Raw genomic sequence first — 24,609 nt, forward strand, 5'->3', positions numbered from 1 at the left:
TGAATCTGGACGCTCTTATGAATAGTTCTCTTGCCGCGGTAACCGACACCGATTATCCGCATTTTGGTCAGCCGAATACCGCCCGGCAGCGGAAAGTCTTAAGCGTGCGCAACCTGAATAAGTCTTACAGCGCGCAGCAACCCGTACTCGATAACATCAGTTTTGATCTGCATGCCGGCGAACTGGTGGGCGTGATCGGCCGCTCTGGTGCCGGTAAGTCGACCCTGCTGCATGTGCTGAACGGCACCCACAGCGCCACCGGCGGTGAAATCCTCAGCTACCCGGAAGTGGGCATGCCGCACGATGTGGCGAAGCTAAAAGGCCGCGCGCTGAACGCCTGGCGCAGCGAGTGCGGCATGATTTTCCAGGACTTCTGCCTGGTGCCGCGTCTTGACGTGTTAACCAACGTGCTGCTGGGTCGGCTGAGCCAGACTTCAACGCTGAAATCCCTGTTTAAAATCTTCCCTGATGCCGACCGGGCGCGGGCCATCTCCCTGCTCGAATGGATGAACATGCTGCCGCATGCGCTGCAGCGGGCGGAAAACCTCTCCGGCGGGCAGATGCAGCGCGTGGCGATTTGTCGCGCGCTAATGCAGAACCCCGGTATTTTGCTGGCCGATGAGCCGGTTGCCTCTCTCGATCCGAAAAACACACAGCGCATCATGAACGTACTGCGCGAAATCAGCGAACAGGGCATCAGCGTGATGGTGAACCTGCACTCGGTGGAACTGGTGAAAGAGTATTGCACGCGGGTTATTGGCGTAGCGAAGGGCAACATTATTTTTGACGACCATCCCTTACTGCTGACTCAGGATATTCTGCATCAGCTGTACGGGGATGAAATTAGCCAATTGCATTAATTTCCACTCACACGGACAAGATAATGAAACAATACATCACTGGTGCAGTTCGTATATCCGCCGCGGTCGCGGGAATGATGATGGCATGGCAGGCAGGCGCTGCGGAGCAGCCGAAAGAGTTAAACCTGGGGATCCTGGGGGGCCAGAACGCCACCCAGCAAATTGGTGATAACCAGTGTGTAAAACAGTTTCTCGACAAAGAGCTGAACGTCGATACCAAATTACGCAACTCCTCTGACTATTCCGGCGTTATTCAGGGTCTGCTGGGCGGTAAAGTCGACGTGGTGCTCAGTATGTCGCCTTCCTCTTACGCCTCGGTTTATATCAATAACCCGAAAGCGGTGGATATTGTCGGTATCGCCGTGGATGATAAAGATCAGTCCCGCGGCTACCACTCGGTGGTCGTTGTCAAAGCCGACAGCCCGTATAAATCGTTAGACGATCTGAAGGGCAAAGCCTTCGGCTTCGCCGATCCGGACTCCACTTCCGGCTATTTGATCCCGAACCACGCCTTCAAACAGAAATTCGGCGGTACTTCGGATAACAAATACAACAACTTCTTCTCCAGCGTAACCTTCTCCGGCGGCCACGAGCAGGACATCCTGGGCGTGCTGAACGGCCAGTTCGCGGGTGCGGTCACCTGGACGTCGATGGTCGGCGACTACAACAGCGGCTATAGCGTCGGTGCCTTCAACCGCCTGATTCGTATGGATCACCCGGATCTGATGAAGCAGATCCGTATCATCTGGCAATCGCCGCTGATCCCCAACGGACCGCTCCTGGTCAGCAACGCGCTGCCGGCTGACTTTAAAGCCAAAGTCATCAGCGCGATCAAAAAGCTGGATACCGAGGACCACGCCTGCTTTGTGAAAGCCATGGGCGGTACTCAGCATATCGGCCCGGGTAGCGTGGCTGACTTCCAGCAGATTATCGATATGAAACGCGAGCTGGTAAGCGCCCGTTAATCCCGCCCCAACGCCGCCTCCGCGTAGGCCCGCGTGAGGCGGCGGCATACTGAAGACCCATCGACGTATGAATATACCGAATACCGAATTTGAACGTTATTACCAGCAGGTACGCGCGCGACAAAAGCGCGATACCTTTAGCTGGTCGCTGCTCCTGCTGGTGCTTTATTTCGCCGCCGGCAGCGCCGCTGAATTTAATCTCTTCACCATCTGGCGCTCGCTGCCGAATTTTCTCGATTACATGTTTGAGACGCTGCCGACGCTGCACGTCAGCGCTCTGTTCGCCGATGTCCACACCAAAGGCTCGCTGGCCTACTGGGGCTATCGTCTGCCGATTCAGCTACCGCTGATCTGGGAAACATTACAGCTGGCGCTGGCTTCCACTCTGATTGCGGTGGTCATTGCCACTCTGCTGGCGTTCCTCGCCGCCAATAACGCCTGGTCACCGACGCCGCTGCGTTTTGCCATCCGCGTTGTGGTGGCATTTTTACGCACCATGCCGGAGCTGGCGTGGGCGGTGATTTTCGTGATGGCCTTCGGCATCGGCGCCATTCCCGGATTTCTGGCCCTGATGCTGCACACCATCGGCAGCCTGACCAAGCTGTTTTACGAAGCGGTGGAAAGCGCACAGGACAAACCGGTACGCGGCCTGATGGCCTGCGGGGCTTCACCGATCCAGCGCATTCGCTTCGCGCTGTGGCCGCAGGTCAAACCGATTTTTCTCTCCTACGGCTTTATGCGTCTGGAGATTAACTTTCGCTCGTCAACCATTCTTGGGCTGGTGGGCGCCGGCGGGATCGGTCAGGAGCTGATGACCAACATCAAGCTGGATCGTTACGATCAGGTCAGCATCACGCTGCTGCTGATCATCATCGTGGTGTCGCTGCTGGATATGCTGTCCGGCCGCCTGCGGCAGTGGGTTCTTGAGGGCAAAAAATGAGTCAATGGCAAAGCCAACCGGATGTCGCCGCCAGCCGTCGGCAGCATCGTCAACTGTATCAAGCCCAGGGGCGCTATTTGCGTTTCGTCGCTCTGCTGACGCTGGCAAGCTTACTTTACTACGTCTGGTTTTTTACCCAGTTTGGCATCAGCGGCGAGCAGCTCACCACCGGTCTGCAGCAAATTAGCCGCTATCTGCTGCGGATGTTTGTCTGGCACGACTTTTTCAACTGGCCGTTTGCCTACTACTTCACGCAAATCGGCATCACTCTGGCGATTGTCTTCGTCGGGACCCTGACCGCAACGGTGATTGCGCTGCTGCTCTCTTTCCTCGCGGCACGTAACATTATGCGCGGGTTGATTCCCGGATTTATCGCCCTGCTGATGCGCCGCCTGTTTGACGTGCTGCGCGGTATTGATATGGCTATCTGGGGGCTGATTTTTGTCCGCGCCGTGGGCCTTGGGCCGCTGGCCGGGGTGCTGGCAATTATTATGCAGGATACCGGACTGCTCGGGCGGCTGTATGCGGAAGGACATGAGGCGGTTGACCGCTCACCGGGGCGCGGACTAACCGCCGTGGGCGCAAACGGCTTGCAGAAGCATCGCTTTGGCATTTTTACCCAGTCTTTCCCGACATTTCTGGCGCTGAGCCTGTATCAGATTGAGTCGAATACCCGCTCCGCCGCGGTGTTAGGCTTCGTCGGCGCCGGCGGTATCGGCCTGATTTATGCGGAAAACATGCGGCTGTGGAACTGGGACGTGGTGATGTTTATCACCCTGCTGCTGGTCGTCGTGGTCATGGCGATGGACACGCTCTCGGCGTGGCTACGCCGCCGCTATATTGGCGGCAACGTGGTGCCCTTGTTCAAAGCGGAGTAACCTGCCTCCCCGGCTACCGGGGCAGCAGAGCCGGCAGGGATGATGCCGGGGGCCCGGTAAAAATCGGGCTCAAAGGCTCCACGCCAGCACCGGCCAGTTGTAGCTGGCATTCACCGCCGTCAGCTGCGGACACGGGTTAACCAGTCGGACATGGTCTGCATGCAGACACAGCGGCAGGTCATTGATCGAATCGGTATAGAAGGTCACCTCGCCGCTCTCGTGCGGCCAGGTTTTCTGCCATGCCGCCAGCCGCACCACTTTTCCCTGCTGGTAGCTTGGCGTACCGGCAATCACTCCGCTATAGCCGCCGTCGGCCATCTCCACGTCGATACCTAACGCCTGCTCAATCCCCAACGCCGAGGCCACCGCCTGCACCAACAGGCTAACCGAGGCCGAAATCACCAGCATCTGTTCGCCCTGCGCACGCAGGGTTTGCAGCAGATCCCACGCCTGCGGATAGACGCGCGGCATAATATCCTGCTGCACGCAGCGAGCCACCAGCGCATCGACCTCCGCCTTCGGCACGCCAATGAGCGGCGCCTGGATTAAGGCGACGTAGTCGGCGATATTCATTTCACCGCGATCGTAATCGTCCATCAGCATCGCCTCCCGCACCAGATACGCCGGATCGCTCACCCACCCTTCCCGCACCAGGAACCGGCTCCATACCGTGCTGCTGTCGCCCTTAATCAAGGTATTATCCAGATCGAAAATCGTCAGATTTTTGGACATTGTTCATTTTCCCTAATCAGCAAAATTGGCTCGCCAGAGCATGCTTAACGAAGATGACAGGAGAATGACTCGCCTGCGCACCGGACAAAGGGTAGCAAAAAGAGAGGAAAAACGGGTCAGATTAGCGGATCGGTGGCGATATGCCGCGAACCATGACGACATTAATGTCGCCCTACGACTATCCCTGAAGGCTCATCACCAGCAGTACCGCTATCAGCAACAGCGGGTAAATCCGCGCGTGCCAGCGATCCGGCAGACGTGTCAGCCAACGGGCGGCTAACCGCAGTCCCAGCCAGCTGCCGGCGACCAGCAATGCCGCGGCCGACAGCCAGATATGCCCCAAAAATCCTGCCGGCAGCCCTGTGGGCGATACGCCGGTCATCGCCACCCACGTGGCGGTAGCGCTCGCCGACAGCGGCAGCGTCAGCACATTGGCCGTTGCCGCCGCTTCCGGCATCGTCGCGCCGCGACGACGCATCAACGGAACGGTCATGACGCTGCCACCGACGCCAAGAAACGACGCGATCAGGCCAATTACGCCTCCCGTCGTCAGCTCGCGCACGGCAACCGGCGCAGAACGTCGGACGCCAGGGGCCATAAAACCCGGACGAAAATAGCAGTCGAGAATGGTCACCAGCAGATAGCTGACGAACAGCCAGCGAATCCACCGCCCGTTCGCCGAGAGCGCCAGCAACGCCCCGGCGATCCCCCCAAGGGCAATGCCCACGAACATCATCCGCAGAGGACGCCAGCACAGCGTTCCACTGCGAAGATGACGCCAGGTTGCCAGCAGCGCCGCGCAGAGCATCACCAGCGCAGAGGTGGCCACCGCAATATGCATCGCCTGCCCGCCGACATCGCTCTGCGCGCCCCACGCCGCGGTCACCAGAAGAGAGATCAGCGGCACGGTGACAAAACCGCCGCCAAAACCAAACAGCCAGGTCGTGACGCCACACGCTACACCGCAGATAAAAAGCCAGCACATCATTCGATTCTCCTCCATTCAGAGTCATCACGATATAGAATAACGACATGGCTGACTTACGATTAAAAGCCATCATCTTACGATTTTCAGCCAGAAGGATGCGTCATGCGCAATATTGCGGTGAACGATGTCGATGACCTCCCGCGCCGGGTGCTGGCGCTGGGCAGCGATTACCCGGCCAATACGCAGCTGGCGCGCCACAGCCATCGCCGGGCGCAGTTTCTCTATGCCATGAACGGGATGATGAAGGTGGAAACGGATGACGGGCAGTGGCTGGTTCCGCCCTACAGCGGCGTGTGGATCCCGGCTACCCGCCCGCACCGGGTGCTGATGCCGGGAGTCAGCACCCACAGCCTGTACATCGAACCGGATGCGGCGCCGCGTGCCGGAGAACGCTGCGAGGTGCTGCAGGTCTCTCCCCTGTTGCATCAGCTGCTGCTGAGCGCCTGCCAGCTACCGCTGCTTTACCACGAAGACGGACACGATGGCGCGTTAATCGAACTGGTTTTGCATGAGTTGAAGGCCGCCACTCCGCTGCCGATGTTTACCCCCCTGCCGCAGAGCGCGCCGCTGGTTGCGCTGTGCAGCGACTTTCTGCGCCAGCCGGATATTCACAGCACCCCGGAACAGTGGGCCGCCAGGCTGAATAAAAGCGCCCGGACTTTTCATCGCCTGTTTCGCCAGCAGACCGGCATGGCATTTCGCGACTGGCGCCAGCAGGCCTGCCTGATGTACGCCCTGACGGCGCTGCGAGAAGGCAGAACGATCACCGACGTGGCGCTCAGCCTGGGATATGAACACCCGGCGGCCTTTACCAGCATGTTTCGTAAAACGATTGGCCAGGCGCCCACCGCGTTTGTCCGCCAGATGAACGGCGGCCCGGTCTGACGCCGCCGCCCTTTCCAGTCGGCGTTACCGCACCGCGCTCTGCAGCCAGTCCAGCAGGCTCGCCACGGAGAGATCCGCCGGGGCCCGCGCCGTCGGTTGACCCGATTTCACCATCAGCAGCGCAGGTAAACCACGAACCCCCAGCGCTGTCGCCAGTTCCTGATGGCGATCGGCATCCAGATAGCGTGTCTCCAGCGCCGCCAGGTGGCTTGCGAGGTTCGCATGACCCAGCAGCTGCCACAGCTTACGGCAGTGGACGCAGCGTTCGGCGCCGACGAACAACAGCAGCGCAGACGCACTATGCAGCTCGCTTTCCGCGCTCAGCGGTGTGAACCGGCTCTCCGCGACGCGGAACAGTTTCGGGCTGCGACGCAGGGTATCGTTATCGGTCGCCACACACAGCGCATCGGCGCTTTTACTGTAGGGCTGCACGCCGGCGACGCGCACCACGCTCTGCGCCGGACCTGCCGCCGCTGCACCGGGCTGGCGTAAAGTCCGCACGTCAACCGCCGCAATCGGGACTTCGGACGGTTGCGCCAGCTGCGGGATCCAGGCATACGGAATACGGTAGGCGCGGTAAACCATATTGTTATTCAACGTCTTGCCCCAGAATGGCGAAATATATTCCCAGACAATTTCATGGTCGCGGGTCACTTCAAAAATGCGGCCGTTGGAACCTTCGTTGATGAGGGTATTGCCGTTTTCCAGGCGCTGCATATTGCTGATATACGGGCTATAGAACCGATACGAATCGGTTGGCTGCGGGAGATCCGCCTCATACGGCGAGTAGCGCCATTCGATATCGAGCGTCACCGGGTTGATCTCAAGGATCCGCGAATAGTCGCGCCAGGCATTTTTCACCCCGTCCGCCGACGCCGGATTGGGGGCGCCGTACCCGGCCCAGCCGCCGTTATCGAAGATCAGAATATTGCCCGCCCCCGGCAGTCCCTGGGGGATCATATGCGCATGGTGCTGGCCGATAATCCAGCCGATGTGCTTCAGCTCCGGTTTGCTGTAGTCCGGGCCGAGCTGCCAGACGATCTTGCCGCTCTGTTTATCGATAATGGCGATAATGTTGGATTCGCGCGCGTCCCAGATAATGTTGTCAGGATGGAAACGCGCGTCGCCGGCGTCATACCATTTGTTCGGTCCCAGCGCCGACATGGAGTTGATGTGCATCCAGTCCCCCATCCCGCCGCCGCTGGCGCGCATATTGGGGTTATTACGCAGCGCCGCACGCGCCGCGTCGTCAAAACCCAGCTCGTGGAAATGATCGCTGCAGCGCCATTCCCACACCACATTGCCCTGCCAGTCGACCTCAATGATGGTGTCATCGAGCAGCAGCTTGTCGGAAATCTCTTCATTCACCAGGTTGGTGTGGGCCAGAATCAAGGTGTTGCCGCCGTCAACCTGCGGCTCCAGCCCCGGAGCGTAATAGCCCACCGGATTCCCGGCGCGCTGATAATCATGGTGCGCGCGCGCCATCCAGCGCGGTGTCTGACCCGGGTCGCTCACCTGCTCATAGCGGTCAAATTTCCAGGTGATATTGCCTTCCCAGTCCACCTGAATCAGGTCGAGCATATCCTGCATACCGTAGCGGGGATCGCGTTCGCCGCTGTGGCCCAGAATCGTCCCGCCGGGCAGGATCTTATTCGGAAAGCCGTGCAGCTCGGGCCATTCACGGACCACGTTGCCATTCATATCGACCAGAATCGCCCCGCGTTCGGTGGCCTGAAAAACGGTATAGCCGCTCCATGCGCGCTGCGGATCGTAAAGCGTGGCGCCGGTCGGGTAGACGGAAGGATGTCCCATATTGTCACTCCTTAAATAGTCAAATCAGGCACAAGTAATCAAGTTACGAATCTGGCGGCAGGCGGCGGAGAACGACTCATCATCGCGCTGTCGCGGATGCGGTAGCGCCAGCGTCACCACCTCACGAATCCGACCCGGACGGGGAGAGAGCACCACGACCCGGTCGGCCAGCGCCACCGCCTCTTCCACATCGTGGGTCACCAGTAGCGTGGTGGTCCCCGCGCTGCGATGAATATGCAGCAGCTCCTGCTGCAGGGTATGGCGCGTCAGGGCATCCAGCGCGCCGAAGGGCTCATCAAGCATCAGAATTTGCGGACTGGCGATCAGCCCGCGGGCAATCGCCACCCGCTGGGCCATCCCGCCGGAAAGCCGGGATGGCAGCGCATGGGCGAACTCCTGCAGCTGTACGCGCTCCAGCATCGCCAGCGCGCGCTGGCGCTTCACCCCACGACTCAGCTTTTCATCCGCGAGGCCCAGCATCACGTTGTCGATCACCGTCAGCCACGGAAACAGCCGCGGCTCCTGAAAGACGATACCGCGCTCTTTGCCCACGCCGCGTACCGGCTCGCCGTTGATGCGGATCTCCCCCTGCGTCACCGGCTCAAGGCCAATCAACATCCGTAGCAGCGTAGATTTGCCGCAGCCGCTGCTGCCAACCAGCACCACCAGTTCGCCGGCGGCGATGTCGAGGCTGAAGTTCTGGAGTGCCGTCACCTGTTGCCAGGATTTACGCACGTGGCGAAAAGAGACCAGGGTCGAGGCGGTCATAGTTGCTCCTGTTGGCGCCAGCGGGTGGCGCGAGATTCCAGTAAACGTCCGGCTTTATCCAGCGCCGCGCCGGTGATACCAATCAGCACCATGCCGCAGAGAATGGTCGGCATATCCAGTAGCTGCTGGGCGTTGATCATCAGACTGCCGATACCGGTCCCGGAGGACATGAAATATTCCGCGCCGATGTTGCCCAGCCACGCATAAATCAACGCCAGGCGCAGACCGGCAAATATGCCCGGCGCCGCCCCCGGTAAAATCAGCGCCCGCAGACGGGTCAGCGGGGCAAAGCGCAGCACCTTTGCCACTTCATCAAGCTGCAGATCGCGCTGGCTGACGGCCTGCAAGGTGCTGAAAAACATCGGGAAGAAAGAAGCCAGGGCGATAAACACGATTTTTCCGCCGTTATCGTTGCCGACCCACGCGGTCAGCAGCGGCAGCCAGGCAAAGAGCGCGATATGGCGCAGGACATTCAGCGTCGGGGTCAATATCTGCCCGGCGCGCGGGCGCAGGGCAAGCAGCAATCCGCACAGCAGCCCAATCGCGATCCCCAGCGCGCCGCCGGCAAAGGCCCGTCCCAGACTGGCCAGCATCGCAACGGGCAGTTCCCCGCTGACCGCTCCGGCCATAAAGCGCTGCGCCACCGCCAGCGGCGAAGAGAATAATGTGCTGTCGATCCAGCCGCGATGGCTGGCCAGCTGCCACAGCACCAGCAGGATCAGCGGCAGCTGGAATGCATGCCAGCTGGCCTGCGGCTTCCAGGCCAGCCGTCCGGTAGCGGCCTGCGGCCAGAAGACCAGCCGGGCATAGACCCGGTTGGCCGCCCACTCCATCAACAACCCGCTCAGCCCCACCACCGCGATGGTGACGAAGACAATATCCAGCTGAAACAGCTGGCGGCCCCAGACCATCAGGTAGCCGATCCCTTCCGACGAGGCCAGCAGCTCGACAACAATCAACGACACCCAGGCCTGGGATAGCGCCAGCCGCAGGCCGGTAAACCAGCCCGGCAGGCTCGCGGGAATCACCAGCCAACGCAGCCTCTGCCAGCGGGAAAAATTCATCACCTGCGCCGCTTCCCCCAGCGCTGGCGAGACGCTGGTCACCGCCAGTTGCGTGTGGATAGTCATCGGGACAAGAGTGGTTTTGACGATAACCGCCAGCTTCAGGCCGTTATCGATGCCAAACAGCACCATAAACAGCGGGATCCAGCCGAGGGTGGGGATCTGCGCCAGGGCATAAAATAGCGGTTCTACCCGCTGAGCCGCGGCCGGTACGAGACCAAACAACGCCCCCAGGAGGGTACCCGCCGCCACCCCCAGCAGCAGCCCGACGGCCAGGTGCTGGAGGCTAAACCCCCATTGCGCCAGCAAATCGCCGCTGAGGAGCGACAGCGCGGTATCGGCGACGACCGCCGGGGCGGGCAGGATCTGCTCCGGCATCCAGCGCTCTACGGCGGCGATGTGCCACAGCAGCACGATCAGCGCCGGCAGCAGCAAGGGCCAGCCGTTTAGCCTGATAGCAGGCCAGGAGAGCCTGCGTCTTTTCAAGATCATCTGCGACATAGCGGTCCGTTTTGAGTGAAATCATCACCCTATAAAACCGTCCTCGCCGTCTGGCGTCATTGCGTTTGGTGAATAATCCCGATGCAACAAATGCATCTCAGCCTGGCGGACAGGCGGGCTCTGATTTAGCTTATTTTTGCCTTTGCTCTGCGAATAAAAGCATTTAACAGGACGCGGTGAGCCTCTTTAGGGTGAGAAAAAACTCAGGGAGTCACCACCAATGATGAAAGCTATTTTTACCCGTACGGCGCTGGCGCTGGTCGCCGTAGTTACGCTGATTGCCAGCGCGCAGGCCGAGAGCCTGCGCACCATTCGCATTGGCGTGCCGGATCAAAGCGCCGGCAGCAAACCGTTTATTGAAGGGCCGGTCGGGATGGCCTTTATCCGTCATCAGCTGGAGACGGTGTTTAAACCGCAGGGTGTGGAGGTGCAGTGGCAATTCTTCAAGGGCGCCGGCCCGGCGGTGAATGAAGCGCTGGCCAACCGGCAGCTCGATTTTGTCTATCTCGGCGATCTGGCGGCGATTATCGGCAAAGCCAACGGTCTGCCAACCCGCCTGCTGCTGGGCAGCCGCGGGTCGGAATCCTACCTCGCGGCCACCAGAGCATCGGGAATTAAACAGCTGGCAGACCTGAAAGGGAAACGCGTGGCGGTCTATCGCGGTACCGCAGACCAGCTGGCCTTCGATCGCGCCTTGCAAACCGTCGGGCTTAGCGAACGCAATATGCAGGTCATTAATCTCGACTGGAGCGCCGGGAAAGCCGCGTTGGCCGCCGGTCGCGTGGATGCGGTGTGGGGCGGCGTCTCGCTGCTGGCGCTGCGCGGCGATAAGATTGACGTGGTGGTAAAAAGCGGTGATTCAGGCCGGCAAAATACGACCCAGGCGGCTTTTCTCGGAACTCAGGACTTTATTCAGGCCTGGCCGCAGGCCACCCAGCAAATTATTGACGTGCTGGTGAAAAACGCGGCGGAAATCAGCAACCCGGCGAATCGCGAGACCTGGTCGGCAGAGATGGCGCAGCAGAGCCAAATTCCACAGGCGCTGTTCCTTGAGGATCTGCAGCCACAGGATCTCAACTTCAGCACTTCGCCGCGCATCGACCCCTTCCTGGCCGACAGCTTCAGCAGCAGCGTCGAGCAGGCCAAAACGGGTCGCCTCATTCGCAACGCCTTTGCGGTAACGCAGTGGGCAGACGGGCAGTTTGTCGAACAGGCGCTAAAGACCCTGCAGCTGGAAAACCACTGGCCGCAGTATGATAGCCAGGGCCAGGCGGCGAACGCCGGCTAAGCCTCCTCTTCCTGCGCCAGCAGCTGGATCTGATGCTGGCGGTCGGTATGCAGGATAATATCGATAAACCTGGCGACCAGCGGCGAAAGCGCGGCATGAACCGGGGAGATCACCGCGAAGCGGGTCTGCATCAGCCGCCACTCTTCCGGAAGGTTGCTGAGCTCCAGCTTCACCAGGCGATGGCTGTGCTGACACAGGGCGAAGCCGTCTTCGCTGGCAAAACTTATCGCCTGAGTGTGCGCTAGCGTCGACAGCAAGGCGTAGACGTGATCGCATTGAATCGCCGGGGTGAAATCCTGCCGCTGGCTGAGAGTCGCCAGCACTTTTCGCACCCCAGGAGGCAGATACGGCGCGGCGAAGGGATAGCGCAGCATCTCCTCAATGGCTACCGGGCCGATCTGAGCCAGGGGATGGTCGGCATGACAGATGAAAAAACAGCGCTGCGGGTTGAGCGGCTGTACCCGCAGCTGCGGATCCAGCTCCGCATGCCAGCTGTCGGCCACCACAAAGGGAAACTGCTGGGTCGTCAGCGCGTGATGCAGGGCAAACCAGTTATCGACCTGAAAGCGCACCCTCGCCTGCGGGAGACGGCGATGAAACTCTCCGATGGCCGCCGGGATCAGGCGCGCCGCGGGCGCCGGGCCACAACCGAACGCCACTTCGCCATTTTCACTATCGTCCGTTTCCCCCAGCAGGCTGCTCAATTCAATGTTTAACTCCTGGAAACGGCGGGCGTAGGGCAGCAGCTTTTGCCCGTGTCGCGTCAGCGTCGGCAGCTTATTCTGCCGGTCGAATAAAGGATGGCCGACGCTCTGCTCCAGCGACTGAATACTGCGGCTGAAGGCCGATTGCGACAGGCATACCGCCTCGGCGGCGCGGTGAAAACTACCGTATTCAACCAACGCGACAAAATTGCGCAGCTGGCGGAAATCGAGATGCATAAGCTTGCCTCACAGGGACCTGGAGCGGACAAAGTACTGGACACCGCCCCCAGCGTGCAATGGCCGGATGATGAGGATCTTTCACCTTCGGCAAAGAGAAAAGAGTCATTAACATCAGATGCGTCTTATAGGCGATCGCGAAATAGTGTTTCATGGTGAAATAATTTATTAACAAGCGACACCACAGCTTTTTCTCTTATATTTAACTGGAGCAATGAAAAATGTGAAGTAACAAGTTTACTCTACGTAAGGTTTCGTAAATTTTTCAGCGAACCATTCTGACAATATAGCGGATACGCTATAAATACCCACGGCCCATTCCCCTCACGAAAAATAACGATATGACGCCTAAACTTGCTCACGCTTTATTATTGGTGCCTTTTTTGATTCTGGCAGGATGCTCATCTTCATCTAAACATCCGCCAAAAACCGCCGCCAAACACCAATATGCCCCGATCGATAGCGGATCTGACGATCTGATTCCGGTGGTTGCCGCCCTTCACGATCAAATGCACACCTGGCACGGCACCCCCTATGAATGGGGCGGTACCGAGCAAAGCGGCGTCGACTGTTCCGGCTTCGTCTGGCGAACGCTCAAGGACCGCTTCAATTTGCCCATGGATCGCGTAACAACGGGCGATCTCCTGCATATGGGCGTCCGCGTCAGCAAGCAGCAGCTCCGTCCGGGGGATCTGGTGTTCTTCCGCATTCGTGGCGGGATGCACGTCGGTTTCTATGACACCGAGCACAACTTCCTGCACGCCTCCAGCAGCCAGGGCGTTATGCGCTCCTCGCTGGACAACCCTTACTGGAACTCGGTCTTCTACCAGGCGCGTCGCCTGCCGAAAGAGTATAACGCGCAGATCACCATGAATAGCGACCATCAGCACCTGGCTAAAAATCATTAACCCATTTCAATAAAAAACCGCAGCAATAACGCTGTAATGCCGATCGTTTAAGGGTCGGCAGACCGATTTGGCAGAGGTGTAAGAATCGGTCATCTCACCGAGATGACCGATTCTTATGCGGCGCTGTCAGGTTTTCAACATATCTGCAGGAGTTTCTGGCTCGTGTGTTCTGTGGAATATTCCGTTCACGTGAGTTTCCGCACGCTGCTTTTTCCTGCGCTGCAGGTGAACGGCCCCCTGCGGCATGTCCTGTTATTCCATGCTGACCATTCCGCCGCTGAAAAACCTTCTGCAAGGATATCGCAACGTGACGGCCACGGGAGGACAGCGCGCAGCGCCCATTTTCAGCGCAATGCCGTTCCCCACAGCGGGTATGAGAAAAGGGGCGGATTCACCGTGAACGGAACATGCCACCGTTCTGGCAACAACAAACGTTCGCACAAACCACCGTTTACCGGCTCGCCCTGGCCTGCGATAAAGCAAAAAAAATGCTGGTCACCTTTAAGTGACCAGCATTACAGCAATAACGCTGCGGTTTTTTGTTCCGCCAGCCAACCGCCTCGGGAGTCTCCTTCGGCGGTCGCGGATTAGAACTGGTAAGTCATACCCAGTGCGACGATGTCGTCATTGTTGATAGCGAGTTTATTATCGCTGTTCAGCTGGTTGATTTTATAATCAACGAAGGCGTTCATGTTTTTGTTGAAGTAATAAGTCAGACCCACGTCGATATAGTTCACCAGGTCCTCGTTACCAACGCCTTCAATATCTTTGCCTTTTGACAGCACATAACCCAGAGACGGACGCAGACCGAAGTCGAACTGGTACTGAGCAACGGCTTCAAAGTTCTGCGTTTTATTGGCAAAACCACCGCTGATTGGCGTCATTTTGCGGGTTTCAGAATACATAGTGGCCAGGTAAATATTGTTGGCGTCATATTTCAGACCGGTCGCCCAGGCTTCCGCTTTTTTACCCGCGCCGCGCGCCAGCAGGTTCTGGTCATTGGTACGGTCAGAGCTGGTATAGGCCGCGCTGATGGCAAAATCGCTGCCGCCGAAGTCATAGCTTAACGAGGTCCCGAAGCCGTCGCCGTTCTGTTTTTTCGCTTCGCGGCCTTCGTTTTTACCCTGATATTGCAGAGTCATATCCAGGCCATCCACCACGCCGAAGAAATCGGTATTGCGGTAGGTTGCCAGACCGCTGGCACGTTTGGTCATGAAGTTGTCGGTCTGGGCGGAAGAGTCACCGCCGAATTCCGGGAACATATCGGTCCAGGCTTCAACGTCATACAGGGCGCCGAGGTTACGACCGTAATCGAAAGAACCGTAGTTTTTCAATTTCAGGCCGGCAAACGCCAGACGGGTTTTCTGGGTGGAGTCGCTTTCCGTTTTGTTGCCGGAGAATTCAGATTCCCAACGACCGTAGCCGGTCAGCTGGTCATTAATCTGCGTCTCGCCTTTGATACCGAAACGGACATAGGTCTGGTCGCCATCTTTACTGTCATAGTCGCTGATGTAGTGCATCGCTTTGACTTTGCCGTAGACGTCCAGTTTGTTGCCGTCTTTATTATAAACTTCTGCTGCCTGTGTAGCTGAAGAAGCGACAAGACCCATCATCATTAATGCCAGTGAGCTCTTTTTCATTATTCAGTCCTGGTGATTTATTTATACGCGCTAATCAATTCCGGGCGAAGGCCCCGTGAAAAACAGGAGGTTTTTTAACGCTCCGATATTAAAAATTTATGACAATGTGGAACTTTTTATAAAAAAGAGTGTTTAGATGTTTCCGTCATAAATTTGTCATCGTGTTACTCCACAATGCCCGATCTCGCGCAATAAAGTGGCTCGTCCAATACGCCAGGTGTTGGCAAGCGGCCTGAGTCCTGTTACAACATCAGCTCGATATCGATATTCCTTTTGAACGGCAGAGAATCATGAGTGATAGCCAGACGCTGGTGGTAAAACTGGGCACCAGTGTTTTAACGGGCGGATCCCGTCGCCTGAACCGCGCCCATATCGTCGAATTAGTGCGTCAGTGCGCACAGCTGCACGCGATGGGCCACCGTATTGTCATTGTGACCTCCGGGGCGATTGCCGCCGGGCGTGAGCACCTCGGCTACCCGGAACTGCCCGCGACCATTGCGTCGAAACAGCTTCTGGCTGCGGTAGGACAGAGTCGTCTGATCCAGCTGTGGGAACAGCTGTTTTCCATTTATGGTATTCACGTTGGCCAGATGCTGCTGACCCGTGCGGATATGGAAGATCGCGAGCGCTTCCTCAATGCCCGCGATACCCTGCGCGCGCTGCTCGATAACAACATCGTGCCGGTCATTAACGAAAATGACGCCGTGGCGACCGCCGAGATTAAAGTCGGCGATAACGACAATCTCTCCGCGCTGGCGGCAATCCTTGCCGGCGCCGATAAGCTGCTGCTGCTGACCGACCAGCCGGGTCTGTTCACCGCCGACCCGCGCAATAACCCGCAGGCGGAACTGATCAAAGATGTCTACGGCATTGATGACGCCCTGCGCGCCATCGCCGGCGATAGCGTTTCCGGCCTCGGCACCGGCGGTATGGGAACCAAGCTGCAGGCCGCCGATGTCGCCTGCCGTGCAGGTATCGACACCATTATTGCCGCCGGCAACCGTCCTGGGGTGATTGCCGATGTGATGGAGAGCGTGTCGGTCGGTACCCGCTTCCACGCGCAGGAATCGCCGCTGGAGAACCGCAAACGCTGGATCTTCGGAGCCCCGCCGGCGGGTGAAATTAGCGTTGATGCCGGCGCCACCCAGGCGATTCTGGAACGCGGCAGCTCCCTGCTGCCAAAAGGCATCAAAACCGTCACGGGTAACTTTTCCCGCGGTGAAGTTATCCGCATCCGCAATAGCGAAGGTCGCGATATTGCCCACGGCGTCAGCCGCTATAACAGCGACGCGCTGCGCCTGATTGCCGGCCAGCACTCGCAGCAGATTGATGCCATTCTGGGCTACGAATACGGCCCGGTTGCCGTGCATCGTGACGATATGATTATCCGTTAAGGAGCTGAAAATGCTGGAACAAATGGGCATTGCTGCCAAGGCGGCCTCGTACAAACTCGCGCAACTCTCCAGCCGTGAAAAAAATCAGGTACTGGAAAAGATCGCCGATTATCTCGAAGCGCAGAGTGAAGAGATTCTGCGTGCGAACGCCGAAGACCTGACGGAAGCGCGCGCCAATGGCTTAAGCGACGCGCTGCTCGACCGCCTGGCGCTTAACCCGGCGCGTTTAAGCGGCATTGCGAACGATGTTCGCCAGGTGTGCAACCTGGCCGATCCGGTCGGCCAGGTGATCGACGGCGGTCTGCTTGATAGCGGTCTGCGCATCGAACGCCGCCGCGTGCCGCTGGGCGTGGTGGGGGTGATTTATGAAGCCCGTCCTAACGTCACCGTCGATGTGGCTTCCCTGTGCCTGAAAACCGGCAATGCCGCGATTCTGCGCGGTGGGAAAGAGACCTGGCGCACCAATGCCGCCACGGTGAAAGTGATTCAGCGGGCGCTGGAGGAGTGCGGGCTGCCGGCCGCGACGGTCCAGGCGATTGAGAACCCGGATCGCGCGCTGGTTGGCGAGATGCTGAAGATGGATAAGTACATCGATATGCTGATCCCACGCGGTGGTGCCGGTCTGCACAAGTTGTGCCGCGAACAGTCCACGATTCCGGTGATCACCGGCGGGATTGGCGTGTGTCATATTTATATTGATGATTCGGCCGACATAGCTGAAGCGCTGAAGATTATCGTCAATGCCAAGGTTCAGCGCCCAAGCGCCTGTAACTCGGTAGAAACCTTGTTGGTCAATCAGCATATCGCCGACCGTTTCCTGCCAGCGCTGAGTAAACAGATGGCGGAAAGCGGCGTGACGCTGCATGCTGACGCCACCACCCTGCCGGTATTGCAAAACGGCCCGGCAAACGTCGAGCCGGTGAAGGCGGAGCAGTACAACGATGAGTATCTGTCGCTGGATCTGAATGTCAAAGTGGTCGCCGGCCTCGACGAGGCCATCGCCCATATCCGCGAGCACGGTACCCAGCACTCTGACGCCATCCTGACCCGCACGCTGAGCAATGCCAACCGCTTTATCAACGAAGTGGATTCCTCTGCGGTATACATTAACGCCTCTACCCGCTTTACCGACGGCGGCCAGTTTGGCCTCGGCGCAGAAGTGGCGGTCAGCACCCAGAAGCTGCACGCGCGCGGCCCGATGGGCCTGGAAGCGTTAACGACCTACAAGTGGATTGGTTTCGGCGACGATACGATTCGTGCTTAAGTCAAATCGGCAACGGCAGTGAAATGGGGGCGATTGCCCCCATTTTTATTTACTGGTTAATATCCAGGCTATCACAGGCAGAAGAGCCATTATTATCAATAATCAAGGTAATATCTTTGTTGTGGAAATCACGCATATCGAAAACCACGCTCTCCGCTGTGGCAATATGCTTTTCTACACGATGCGTCGCATCTTTGATAATCACTTTCACCCCGTCAGTTTTCCCGCAGTTTTTATTGACTGACGTAATACGTAAGGTGTCATATTCCCCGACGAACATCCTGACAACAGTCGGCGTTGTCGCACCAGGGTGGGCGTAGATTCGGCCTTCACGATACATACTAAACTGACCCCAGGTATCGCCCTTCTCTATCGCCGCGCTGAGATAACTCTCCGTAAGATTGTTTTCATACTCCGCTTTCCATGAGGGGTAGGAACGGGAAAATTCATCAATCATGCTTCGGTATTCATTGATTGTATACGGCCTGATTTTTTCATAGACGTATGCCTGAACACCGCCGCTGAGTATAAATGGCTGACTCACTCTTTTATAAGCGGCACCAATGCCCTTACCTTCCAGGATAAGATTATTTGGCAGATATATAACCTGTTGTCCATGAATCCCAAGGTGCGTTTGAGCAGGGTCGGTCACAATAGCATAACGAGAACTAAAGGCTTCAGTCGCCAGTTTATCACGCAAATCTACCTGCGAGACATTGGCGATATGGCTGACAAATGATGCCGGTGATATGGCTGAAAACAGATCATTATTAAGTGAACCGCTGGATGCAAAAACAGCCACCTTATCATCTGGTTCAAGACGCGCACTCATAAAGGCAATCAGCTCATGATAATGGTCAAAGTTTTCTAATCTGAGAGGATACTCTTTGCCTGGCAGATAGCGGCTAACTAATTCCGGTTTACCGAATGGTTTTGAATACGTGCTAATAAAGACTGCAACCGTAAATAATGAGAATGCGATCGTAAGCGCTATCGCCAGCCCCTTACTTAACCTATCAAAGAATAGTTTCAAAGCCGAAAGCACGAGTATTGCCAACCAAAAACAGAATGGTATTCCATGCTGCATCCCTGGCGTCTGTGTTCGGGTAAATATAATATAGGTGATGATAAAATTAGCTAAGGCAAAAGCACAAAGAATTTTAAGCCGAAAACTGGTTCCAAAAATAATATATAACCCACCCACTAAAATTAATGGCACCAAATATAAACCAGCATAATTCAGGGTTATAAAGAACGTTGCTTGCTCTGTTGCTTTGTATGCGGAATAAATATCAGAATAGTTGGTCGTCAGTATTCTCTCCGCCAGTTCAAACTGAAAAACACAGACTAAGAAAATAACTACCAGCCCAGAAATAGTAAAGAAAATAAAGTATTTTAATATTCTTTCCTTACTAAACTTAGCCGTTTCACCAAACAAAAAAGTATTTAAGAAAGGTAACGTTACAAACAATGAAACTACGCTATAGGCATACCACCGCCGGAATGCAAATGGCAACCATAGTAATACTCCCATTGCGATTGCAAGTAATACAAAGCGGAACCCTCGATAATTTAATATATTAACTTTAAACAGAATCAAGCAGCACAGCGATAATGGAATCATTCCTATAATATCAGGATAGCCACGCAATGTTGGCGTGATAAAAGGAATAAAACTTGCCAGAAAAACAAAGATATACGGCTGGTATTTTTTGTCAACACCTGCAGCAGTCGCAAACAAGCGCATTGCAATATAAGCAAATGGCAACAGATAAAGAATATACACACCCAATATATAAGCTTCCCGGTTTCCTATCGGCAGATAGTTAAACGGGATCAGTGCAATGACTGGCAAAGGATTATAATCAGCTGAATAGACTGAAGATTTTATACTAGCAAGCCATTGACTAAATGAGCCTTGCAGTAAGTCAGTATACTCATTCCATACCACCCAGTAAAATCTGGAATCCCATGTATAAGCCTGATTTTCACTTGCCACAAAGGAATAACAAAGTACTGATAGTATGGCGATGAATGCCACATACAATATTCCTCTGCTTATTTTTTCGTTATTCATCATCAACCTTCTGCTGCGTTGTTTTTTCGATAAAATATTTAGGCCGAGCTTTAGCCTCCATATATATCTTACCTACATACTCACCAATGATACCTAACGATAGCATCTGTACCCCGCCGAGGAAGAAAATAGCGATCATGACTGAAGCCCACCCTTCAACGGTATTTCCTGAGAATTTCTCAAACAGCGCATAAATTGCTGCAAACACCGAAAGAATACTGATCGCAAACCCTGAGATTGCGATAATCCTTAATGGGGTAATGGTCAGAGAAGTGATGCCTTCAATTGCCAGGGCAAGCATTTTTTTTAATGGATACTTCGACTCGCCGGCCAGACGTACTGTTCTCGAATAGGCGACCTGGGTGGAACGGTAACCAATCAGTGGTACTAATCCACGTAAATATAAATTTTGCTCTTTAAAGCTCAGCAGCGCCTTTTTTGCGCGATCGCTCAACAATCGAAAATCGGCATGCTGTGGAACCTGCTGAACGCCCATCCACTTCATACAACTATAAAAGAGACCCGCGGTTTTTCTTTTAAATGGCGAGTCAGATGCCCGATCATTACGTACACCATATACAATCTCATTACCATTGAGGTACTCTTTAACCATTAACGCAATAACAGATGTATCATCCTGAAGATCTGCATCAATGCTCACGGTAATATCCGATTCGGCGGCCTCAAGACCCGCAACCAGGGCTACCTGATGACCACGATTTCTTGAAAGCTTAACTCCTTTAACCGTTGAGTAATCCATCGATGCCTGAGCAATCAACTGCCACGTTGAGTCACGGCTGCCATCATCAACGAATAAAATATAGCTATCAGCGGAAATCAGTGTTGCCGTGACTAATTCCGCCAGAACCGCTTGTAATTCAGATAAGCAGTGACTGAATACTTCTTCCTCGTTGTAACATGGCACAACAATAGCCAACTTTGGTTGTTTCATTATTTCATCACCCAGAGTTTATTAATTAAAAAACCAGCAATTGTATAAACAATCATGCCACATAACTGAGATATATAAGTCAAATCAGGGAATATTAATAAAAATATTTTAACTGTTATAATATTTGCTACCCAGCATATTGCACAAGATGCCAAAAACTTTATAAACCGTTTGCCGCTCAGCGCTTTTGAAAACGTAAATAACGAATTAACGACAAAACTAAACAGAATACCTACCACATACCCCATGGCATTTGATAGATATATCCCAACCCCGGCAGACATTAATAAAAATATCACCACCGCAGTTATTGCTGTGTTCAATAACCCCACCATTACATATTTCAACGCGGGATTAGAAAGTATTTTTTTCACTGCATCACCCTATTATTAACCACCACTGATTTTATCATTCAGGGGAAAGCTGACAACTACTAAGGTTAGCCAGTGGCCTTTAGTTGCATACAGTTAGCATTTTTACAGCTCTGGTAGGCTGTAGTAATGGAGTTTTGAAACGTGTCGCTAAAGAGCAGCTCGCGCCCATCCCCTGAGCAATTCAGGTCAATGATCGTCGTAGAAGTGGACAATTTGATGTGTAATACCGTGCAGATGCTGGAAAAATAGCCATTCGATACAAGAGGGCATTGACGCCCCCTCCACTTAGTTTTAACCTTTTACCCCGTGATTCACGTTCGTGGACGCGTCCTCTTCAGGGCCGATATAGCTCAGTTGGTAGAGCAGCGCATTCGTAATGCGAAGGTCGTAGGTTCGACTCCTATTATCGGCACCATCACTTAAAAATCCTTATAAATCAACATGTTAAACTTAAAGGCCTGCCTTTAATTCATCTATAAGAATCGGTAAATCATCCCTCATAGCTGCCGTTATGGTTGATATGGCAATTGGGATGTTAACTGTAACGGCCTGTCGTTGTACCGCTCGAACAGGTGCAAGCTCAACTCGAAGCTGATGACTTCCAATGTCTCAAAATTGCTCAATAAACGCTTAGAAGTTACGCATTCAGCTCCGATGCCCCTTACAGTGCTTCCTGAGGTATACCTAAATGAATCAGCAGAGGAGGAAGTCAGAGGAGGAAGTCAGAGGAGGAGTTAACAGAGAGGCGATGATAACCAACGCCCCTGATATATTAGCTATTTTGTGCGTTTGCGGCCGCAATTCTCACGCCACAGATAAAATCCCCCATGCCAGCACCAACGCTGTTACCATCGGCTACGTAATCGCCCTGAAAATCTAATCTCCCATCCATACCGAAGAAACTCAGCTTTCCGAAGCCATTGTCACAATCCGCATTTTTGATGCTGACTTTGTAGTATTTGATTGTCTTATCGCTTTTGTTATCGAACATCATAAGGATAGATGACTCGCCTTTGATGTTTTTGAAAGTACCCTTTTTAGCTGAATACTCAGTGGTGTCATTAGATGCAACCGAAATCCAGTTACTTGAATTTTCTGCAATAGCAACCTGTGACAGAAGAAGTACCGACAAGCCCAGCCATGAGATTTTCTTAACCATAAACGCCATTCCATTTATAAGAGTTTTCTTAATTCTATCCACGCTTTCAGTAACGTTCAATGATGCATCACAGACACTGCTATTTATCAGAGGGGGCAGGGATACTTACATCGGCACCAGATGCCTCTGCCATCATAGAGACATTTCCAACGCTATTTTCCCGTATGCAGGCGCAGCCAGTCGCTGAGGTTAAACCGTCAGTGCGGCTCAACATGTTAAGTAAAATTGCGATGCATGTCGGGGCGGAAAATGCCGGTCCATTTGCAGGCATTGTGGGGTTGAACCAGCACTGATTACAGCTAATGCGAGCTGAAAATCGGGAGGGCAAAAATGCCTGAGCGGATGATTATCAGCGGCTGTAAACCACCGGCCGCGCCGTTGCAATGTGCTTTTTTGGCTGCACGCCTTCCGTTAACCGCGGGCGAGCTCGAATAGCTGGCCTGTCGCCGGGGTCAGACCTGACATATGGATACAGGCATGGACCATCCCCTGCAATCGCTCGCTGCGCACCTTAACGCCAGCTTTCTGAAGCCGTTGCCCATAATCCTCAGCCTCATCGCGTAACGGATCATATTCGCAGCTCAAAATGGTGGCCGGAGGTAAGCCGCTGAGTGAAGCGGCATGCAGCGGTTCGGCGTAGGGATGACGACGCAGGCCAAGATAGTTGTCCCAGCAAAACGCCATCGCATCTCGCGTTAAAAAGTAGCCTTCGGCAAACTCCCGGTAGCTCTCCGTCGCCATATCGCGACTTAACGCTGGATACAACAACAGCTGATGCTCGATATGAGGCCCCCCGCGGTCCCGAGCCAACAATGCCGTAGCCGCAGCCATATTTCCTCCAGCGCTATCGCCGCCCACCGCTAACCGACTGGCATCTATACCCAGACGATGCGCCTGCTCGTAAACCCAGCATAGTGCCTGATAGACATCTTCCAGGGGGCGAGGAAACGGATATTCTGGCGCCAGCCGGTAATCAACCGACAGAATTATCCGGCCCGTCGCGTTAGCCAATGCCTGGCAAGGTTGATCGTACAGCGCCAGAGACCCCAGACACCAACCGCCGCCGTGGGCAAACAGCATTGCTGGCCGGGCGCTCCCGTCATTTGCCGCTACGGGCTTATAGGCGCGAAGCATAATGCGATGGCCGTCATCAGCGACAACGATATAATCCTTAATACCTCCGCTCATTTCCCCTTTGCCCTGCAGCTGGCGCAAACCCGTTTCTGTCGCCATTCTCATATCGGTCAGCGACACGGGCGCCGGTGTTCCCGCCAAAGAGGCCAAAAACTCGGCAATACGCTTATCAAGCGGCATAACAGGTCCCCTCTGACAGAAATGGCACAATCAGCGCGATAAAAACCTCATGGCACTCTTCGGTAATAAAATGTCCGCAGTCGGCCACCGTCTCGCCGCGCAAATCATGCGCGTTGCCTCGTAAGGTGGCCAGCGGCGCATCGCCCGTCGCGTGCTCCGCACCGATTGTTAGTACCGGCATGGTTAATGGCGTTTGCGCGCGTAATTGATTCTGTCGAATGGTTTCCGGGATCGCCCGATAGTACTCAAAGCCCGCTCGCAATCCACCCGGAGTCGAATAAGCGGCAATGTAAACCTCTGCGGCGACCCGATCGCGGCGATGGGACCAGCGGTTGAAAATATAGGTGAGATACTGTGATTCACGCCCGCAGGTCAAGGTTTCAGGTAAATCAGTCAACTGATTGAACATGAAGTGCCACAGAAAAATGTTCTCCTCCGGCGCGACAAAAATCGGCGGTGGCGGAGCAAGACCAGGGATCACCGCTTCTGTCAGCACCAGGCGCTCGACGGCCTGCGGAAAATCGCTCGCCATAGCGTAGCCAATCCACATGCCGACATCGTGCCCCACCAGACGGTAACGCGAATGTCCCAGTTGCGTCATCATCGTATGCAACATCACGGCGATACTTCCGGTGTCGTAACCGTCGCGCGGTTTGTCCGAATCGCCGATGCCGGGCGGGTCTACGGCTATCGCCTGAAAACCAGCCGCGGCCAGCGCACGCATAACATGGCGCCAGGTATACCAGGTCTGCGGCCATCCGGGGATCAGCAGGACTGGCTGCCCTTTCCCTGCGACAACGCAGTGGATGCGTTGTCCGTTTACCTTCGTATAGACGTGTTGCGTCCCGGGATCCTGTTCCAGGATCTCGTCATATGGCTGTTTCATGGGGGACTCCCTGTGATAT

The 24,609-nt window shown here is 55.3% G+C and carries 22 protein-coding genes and 1 tRNA gene; 10 read left to right on the forward strand and 13 right to left on the reverse strand.

Translation table 11 applies throughout. The annotated features are described in order from the left end of the window. The first annotated feature begins 17 nt into the window (after positions 1-17). The 4 genes from phnC (at position 18) to phnE (OQV00_RS21205) (ending at position 3,643) form a co-directional block, all read left to right on the forward strand. Entirely contained in the window at positions 18-860 is an 843-nt protein-coding gene (phnC, locus tag OQV00_RS21190; RefSeq protein WP_004858380.1) for a phosphonate ABC transporter ATP-binding protein, read from the forward strand. A gap of 23 nt (positions 861-883) precedes the next feature. Further along, positions 884-1,825 carry a phosphonate ABC transporter substrate-binding protein gene (gene phnD, locus OQV00_RS21195; RefSeq protein ID WP_266279381.1) on the forward strand — a complete coding sequence of 314 codons (942 nt, stop codon included), beginning with the start codon at positions 884-886 and terminating at the stop codon, positions 1,823-1,825. Between the two features lie 67 nt (positions 1,826-1,892). Beyond that, entirely contained in the window at positions 1,893-2,765 is an 873-nt protein-coding gene (gene phnE / locus OQV00_RS21200; RefSeq protein ID WP_044347141.1) for a phosphonate ABC transporter, permease protein PhnE, read from the forward strand. Then, positions 2,762-3,643 carry a phosphonate ABC transporter, permease protein PhnE gene (gene phnE / locus OQV00_RS21205; protein ID WP_004858372.1) on the forward strand — a complete coding sequence of 294 codons (882 nt, stop codon included), beginning with the start codon at positions 2,762-2,764 and terminating at the stop codon, positions 3,641-3,643. The genes phnE (OQV00_RS21200) and phnE (OQV00_RS21205) overlap by 4 nt, the downstream gene beginning before the upstream one ends. 69 nt (positions 3,644-3,712) lie before the next feature. Here phnE (OQV00_RS21205) and OQV00_RS21210 read toward each other — a convergent pair whose 3' ends face one another. Beyond that, entirely contained in the window at positions 3,713-4,375 is a 663-nt protein-coding gene (locus OQV00_RS21210) for an HAD family hydrolase (RefSeq protein ID WP_266279383.1), read from the reverse strand. 178 nt (positions 4,376-4,553) lie between these two features. Continuing rightward, the gene (locus OQV00_RS21215) at positions 4,554-5,363 is read right to left on the reverse strand and encodes a sulfite exporter TauE/SafE family protein (protein WP_064359947.1); all 810 of its coding nucleotides are present in this window, start codon (positions 5,361-5,363) and stop codon (positions 4,554-4,556) included. 102 nt (positions 5,364-5,465) lie between these two features. On the opposite strand from OQV00_RS21215, the gene OQV00_RS21220 reads away from it, so the two are divergent. Then, entirely contained in the window at positions 5,466-6,248 is a 783-nt protein-coding gene (locus OQV00_RS21220; RefSeq protein WP_004858362.1) for an AraC family transcriptional regulator, read from the forward strand. A gap of 24 nt (positions 6,249-6,272) precedes the next feature. Here the strand turns inward: OQV00_RS21220 and OQV00_RS21225 are convergent, their stop codons facing one another. Genes OQV00_RS21225 through OQV00_RS21235 form a run of 3 tightly spaced genes read right to left on the reverse strand, consistent with a single transcriptional unit; the run spans position 6,273 to position 10,393 of the window. Then, a complete protein-coding gene (locus tag OQV00_RS21225) occupies positions 6,273-8,060 on the reverse strand; it encodes an aryl-sulfate sulfotransferase (RefSeq protein WP_004858358.1) in 1,788 nt (595 codons plus the stop codon). Between the two features lie 24 nt (positions 8,061-8,084). Further along, positions 8,085-8,828, reverse strand: coding sequence for an ABC transporter ATP-binding protein (locus tag OQV00_RS21230; protein WP_015585071.1), 744 nt, complete (start codon positions 8,826-8,828; stop codon positions 8,085-8,087). Continuing rightward, complete coding sequence (locus OQV00_RS21235; protein ID WP_165552240.1) at positions 8,825-10,393, reverse strand: ABC transporter permease; 1,569 nt, start codon at positions 10,391-10,393, stop codon at positions 8,825-8,827. The genes OQV00_RS21230 and OQV00_RS21235 overlap by 4 nt, the downstream gene beginning before the upstream one ends. Positions 10,394-10,613: 220 nt before the next feature. On the opposite strand from OQV00_RS21235, the gene OQV00_RS21240 reads away from it, so the two are divergent. Further along, entirely contained in the window at positions 10,614-11,681 is a 1,068-nt protein-coding gene (locus OQV00_RS21240; protein WP_015585073.1) for an ABC transporter substrate-binding protein, read from the forward strand. Here the strand turns inward: OQV00_RS21240 and OQV00_RS21245 are convergent. After that, positions 11,678-12,622: a LysR family transcriptional regulator gene (locus OQV00_RS21245; protein WP_032716725.1), complete on the reverse strand. Its 945-nt coding sequence runs from the start codon at positions 12,620-12,622 to the stop codon at positions 11,678-11,680. The genes OQV00_RS21240 and OQV00_RS21245 overlap by 4 nt on opposite strands. A 341-nt stretch (positions 12,623-12,963) precedes the next feature. Here OQV00_RS21245 and OQV00_RS21250 point away from each other — a divergent pair, with 341 nt between their 5' ends. After that, complete coding sequence (locus tag OQV00_RS21250; protein ID WP_004858341.1) at positions 12,964-13,530, forward strand: C40 family peptidase; 567 nt, start codon at positions 12,964-12,966, stop codon at positions 13,528-13,530. Between the two features lie 587 nt (positions 13,531-14,117). Here OQV00_RS21250 and phoE read toward each other — a convergent pair. Next, positions 14,118-15,170, reverse strand: coding sequence for a phosphoporin PhoE (gene phoE, locus OQV00_RS21255; RefSeq protein ID WP_004858338.1), 1,053 nt, complete (start codon positions 15,168-15,170; stop codon positions 14,118-14,120). A gap of 290 nt (positions 15,171-15,460) precedes the next feature. Here phoE and proB point away from each other — a divergent pair, with 290 nt between their 5' ends. Beyond that, positions 15,461-16,564: a glutamate 5-kinase gene (gene proB / locus OQV00_RS21260; protein WP_004858334.1), complete on the forward strand. Its 1,104-nt coding sequence runs from the start codon at positions 15,461-15,463 to the stop codon at positions 16,562-16,564. Positions 16,565-16,574: 10 nt separating this feature from the next. Beyond that, positions 16,575-17,828: a glutamate-5-semialdehyde dehydrogenase gene (proA, locus tag OQV00_RS21265; protein WP_064368288.1), complete on the forward strand. Its 1,254-nt coding sequence runs from the start codon at positions 16,575-16,577 to the stop codon at positions 17,826-17,828. Positions 17,829-17,877: 49 nt separating this feature from the next. Here proA and OQV00_RS21270 read toward each other — a convergent pair whose 3' ends face one another. From OQV00_RS21270 to OQV00_RS21280, 3 genes are read right to left on the reverse strand one after another with little or no spacing between them, the layout of a single operon-like run. Beyond that, complete coding sequence (locus OQV00_RS21270) at positions 17,878-19,908, reverse strand: hypothetical protein (protein ID WP_227699662.1); 2,031 nt, start codon at positions 19,906-19,908, stop codon at positions 17,878-17,880. Continuing rightward, positions 19,898-20,857, reverse strand: coding sequence for a glycosyltransferase family 2 protein (locus tag OQV00_RS21275; protein WP_015585076.1), 960 nt, complete (start codon positions 20,855-20,857; stop codon positions 19,898-19,900). The genes OQV00_RS21270 and OQV00_RS21275 overlap by 11 nt, the downstream gene beginning before the upstream one ends. After that, positions 20,857-21,231, reverse strand: coding sequence for a GtrA family protein (locus OQV00_RS21280; RefSeq protein WP_032716723.1), 375 nt, complete (start codon positions 21,229-21,231; stop codon positions 20,857-20,859). Before OQV00_RS21280 ends, OQV00_RS21275 begins: the two co-directional genes overlap by 1 nt. 339 nt (positions 21,232-21,570) lie before the next feature. Between OQV00_RS21280 and OQV00_RS21285 the strand changes: the two genes are divergently transcribed. After that, positions 21,571-21,646, forward strand: a tRNA-Thr gene (locus OQV00_RS21285). A gap of 357 nt (positions 21,647-22,003) precedes the next feature. On the opposite strand, the gene OQV00_RS21290 is transcribed toward OQV00_RS21285, so the two are convergent. The 3 genes from OQV00_RS21290 to OQV00_RS21300 all read right to left on the reverse strand — a co-directional run bounded on the left by OQV00_RS21290 (position 22,004) and on the right by OQV00_RS21300 (position 24,590). Next, the gene (locus tag OQV00_RS21290; protein WP_004858320.1) at positions 22,004-22,390 is read right to left on the reverse strand and encodes a hypothetical protein; all 387 of its coding nucleotides are present in this window, start codon (positions 22,388-22,390) and stop codon (positions 22,004-22,006) included. A gap of 411 nt (positions 22,391-22,801) precedes the next feature. Next, the gene (locus OQV00_RS21295; protein WP_128320455.1) at positions 22,802-23,704 is read right to left on the reverse strand and encodes an alpha/beta hydrolase; all 903 of its coding nucleotides are present in this window, start codon (positions 23,702-23,704) and stop codon (positions 22,802-22,804) included. Continuing rightward, positions 23,694-24,590 (reverse strand): alpha/beta fold hydrolase, encoded by an 897-nt coding sequence (locus OQV00_RS21300; RefSeq protein WP_266279391.1) that lies wholly within the window; start codon positions 24,588-24,590, stop codon positions 23,694-23,696. The genes OQV00_RS21295 and OQV00_RS21300 overlap by 11 nt, the downstream gene beginning before the upstream one ends. Between the last annotated feature and the right edge of the window lie 19 nt (positions 24,591-24,609).

The sequence above is a fragment of the Klebsiella sp. DY2415 genome, from assembly GCF_026314315.1.
GTDB lineage: Bacteria > Pseudomonadota > Gammaproteobacteria > Enterobacterales > Enterobacteriaceae > Klebsiella > Klebsiella ornithinolytica.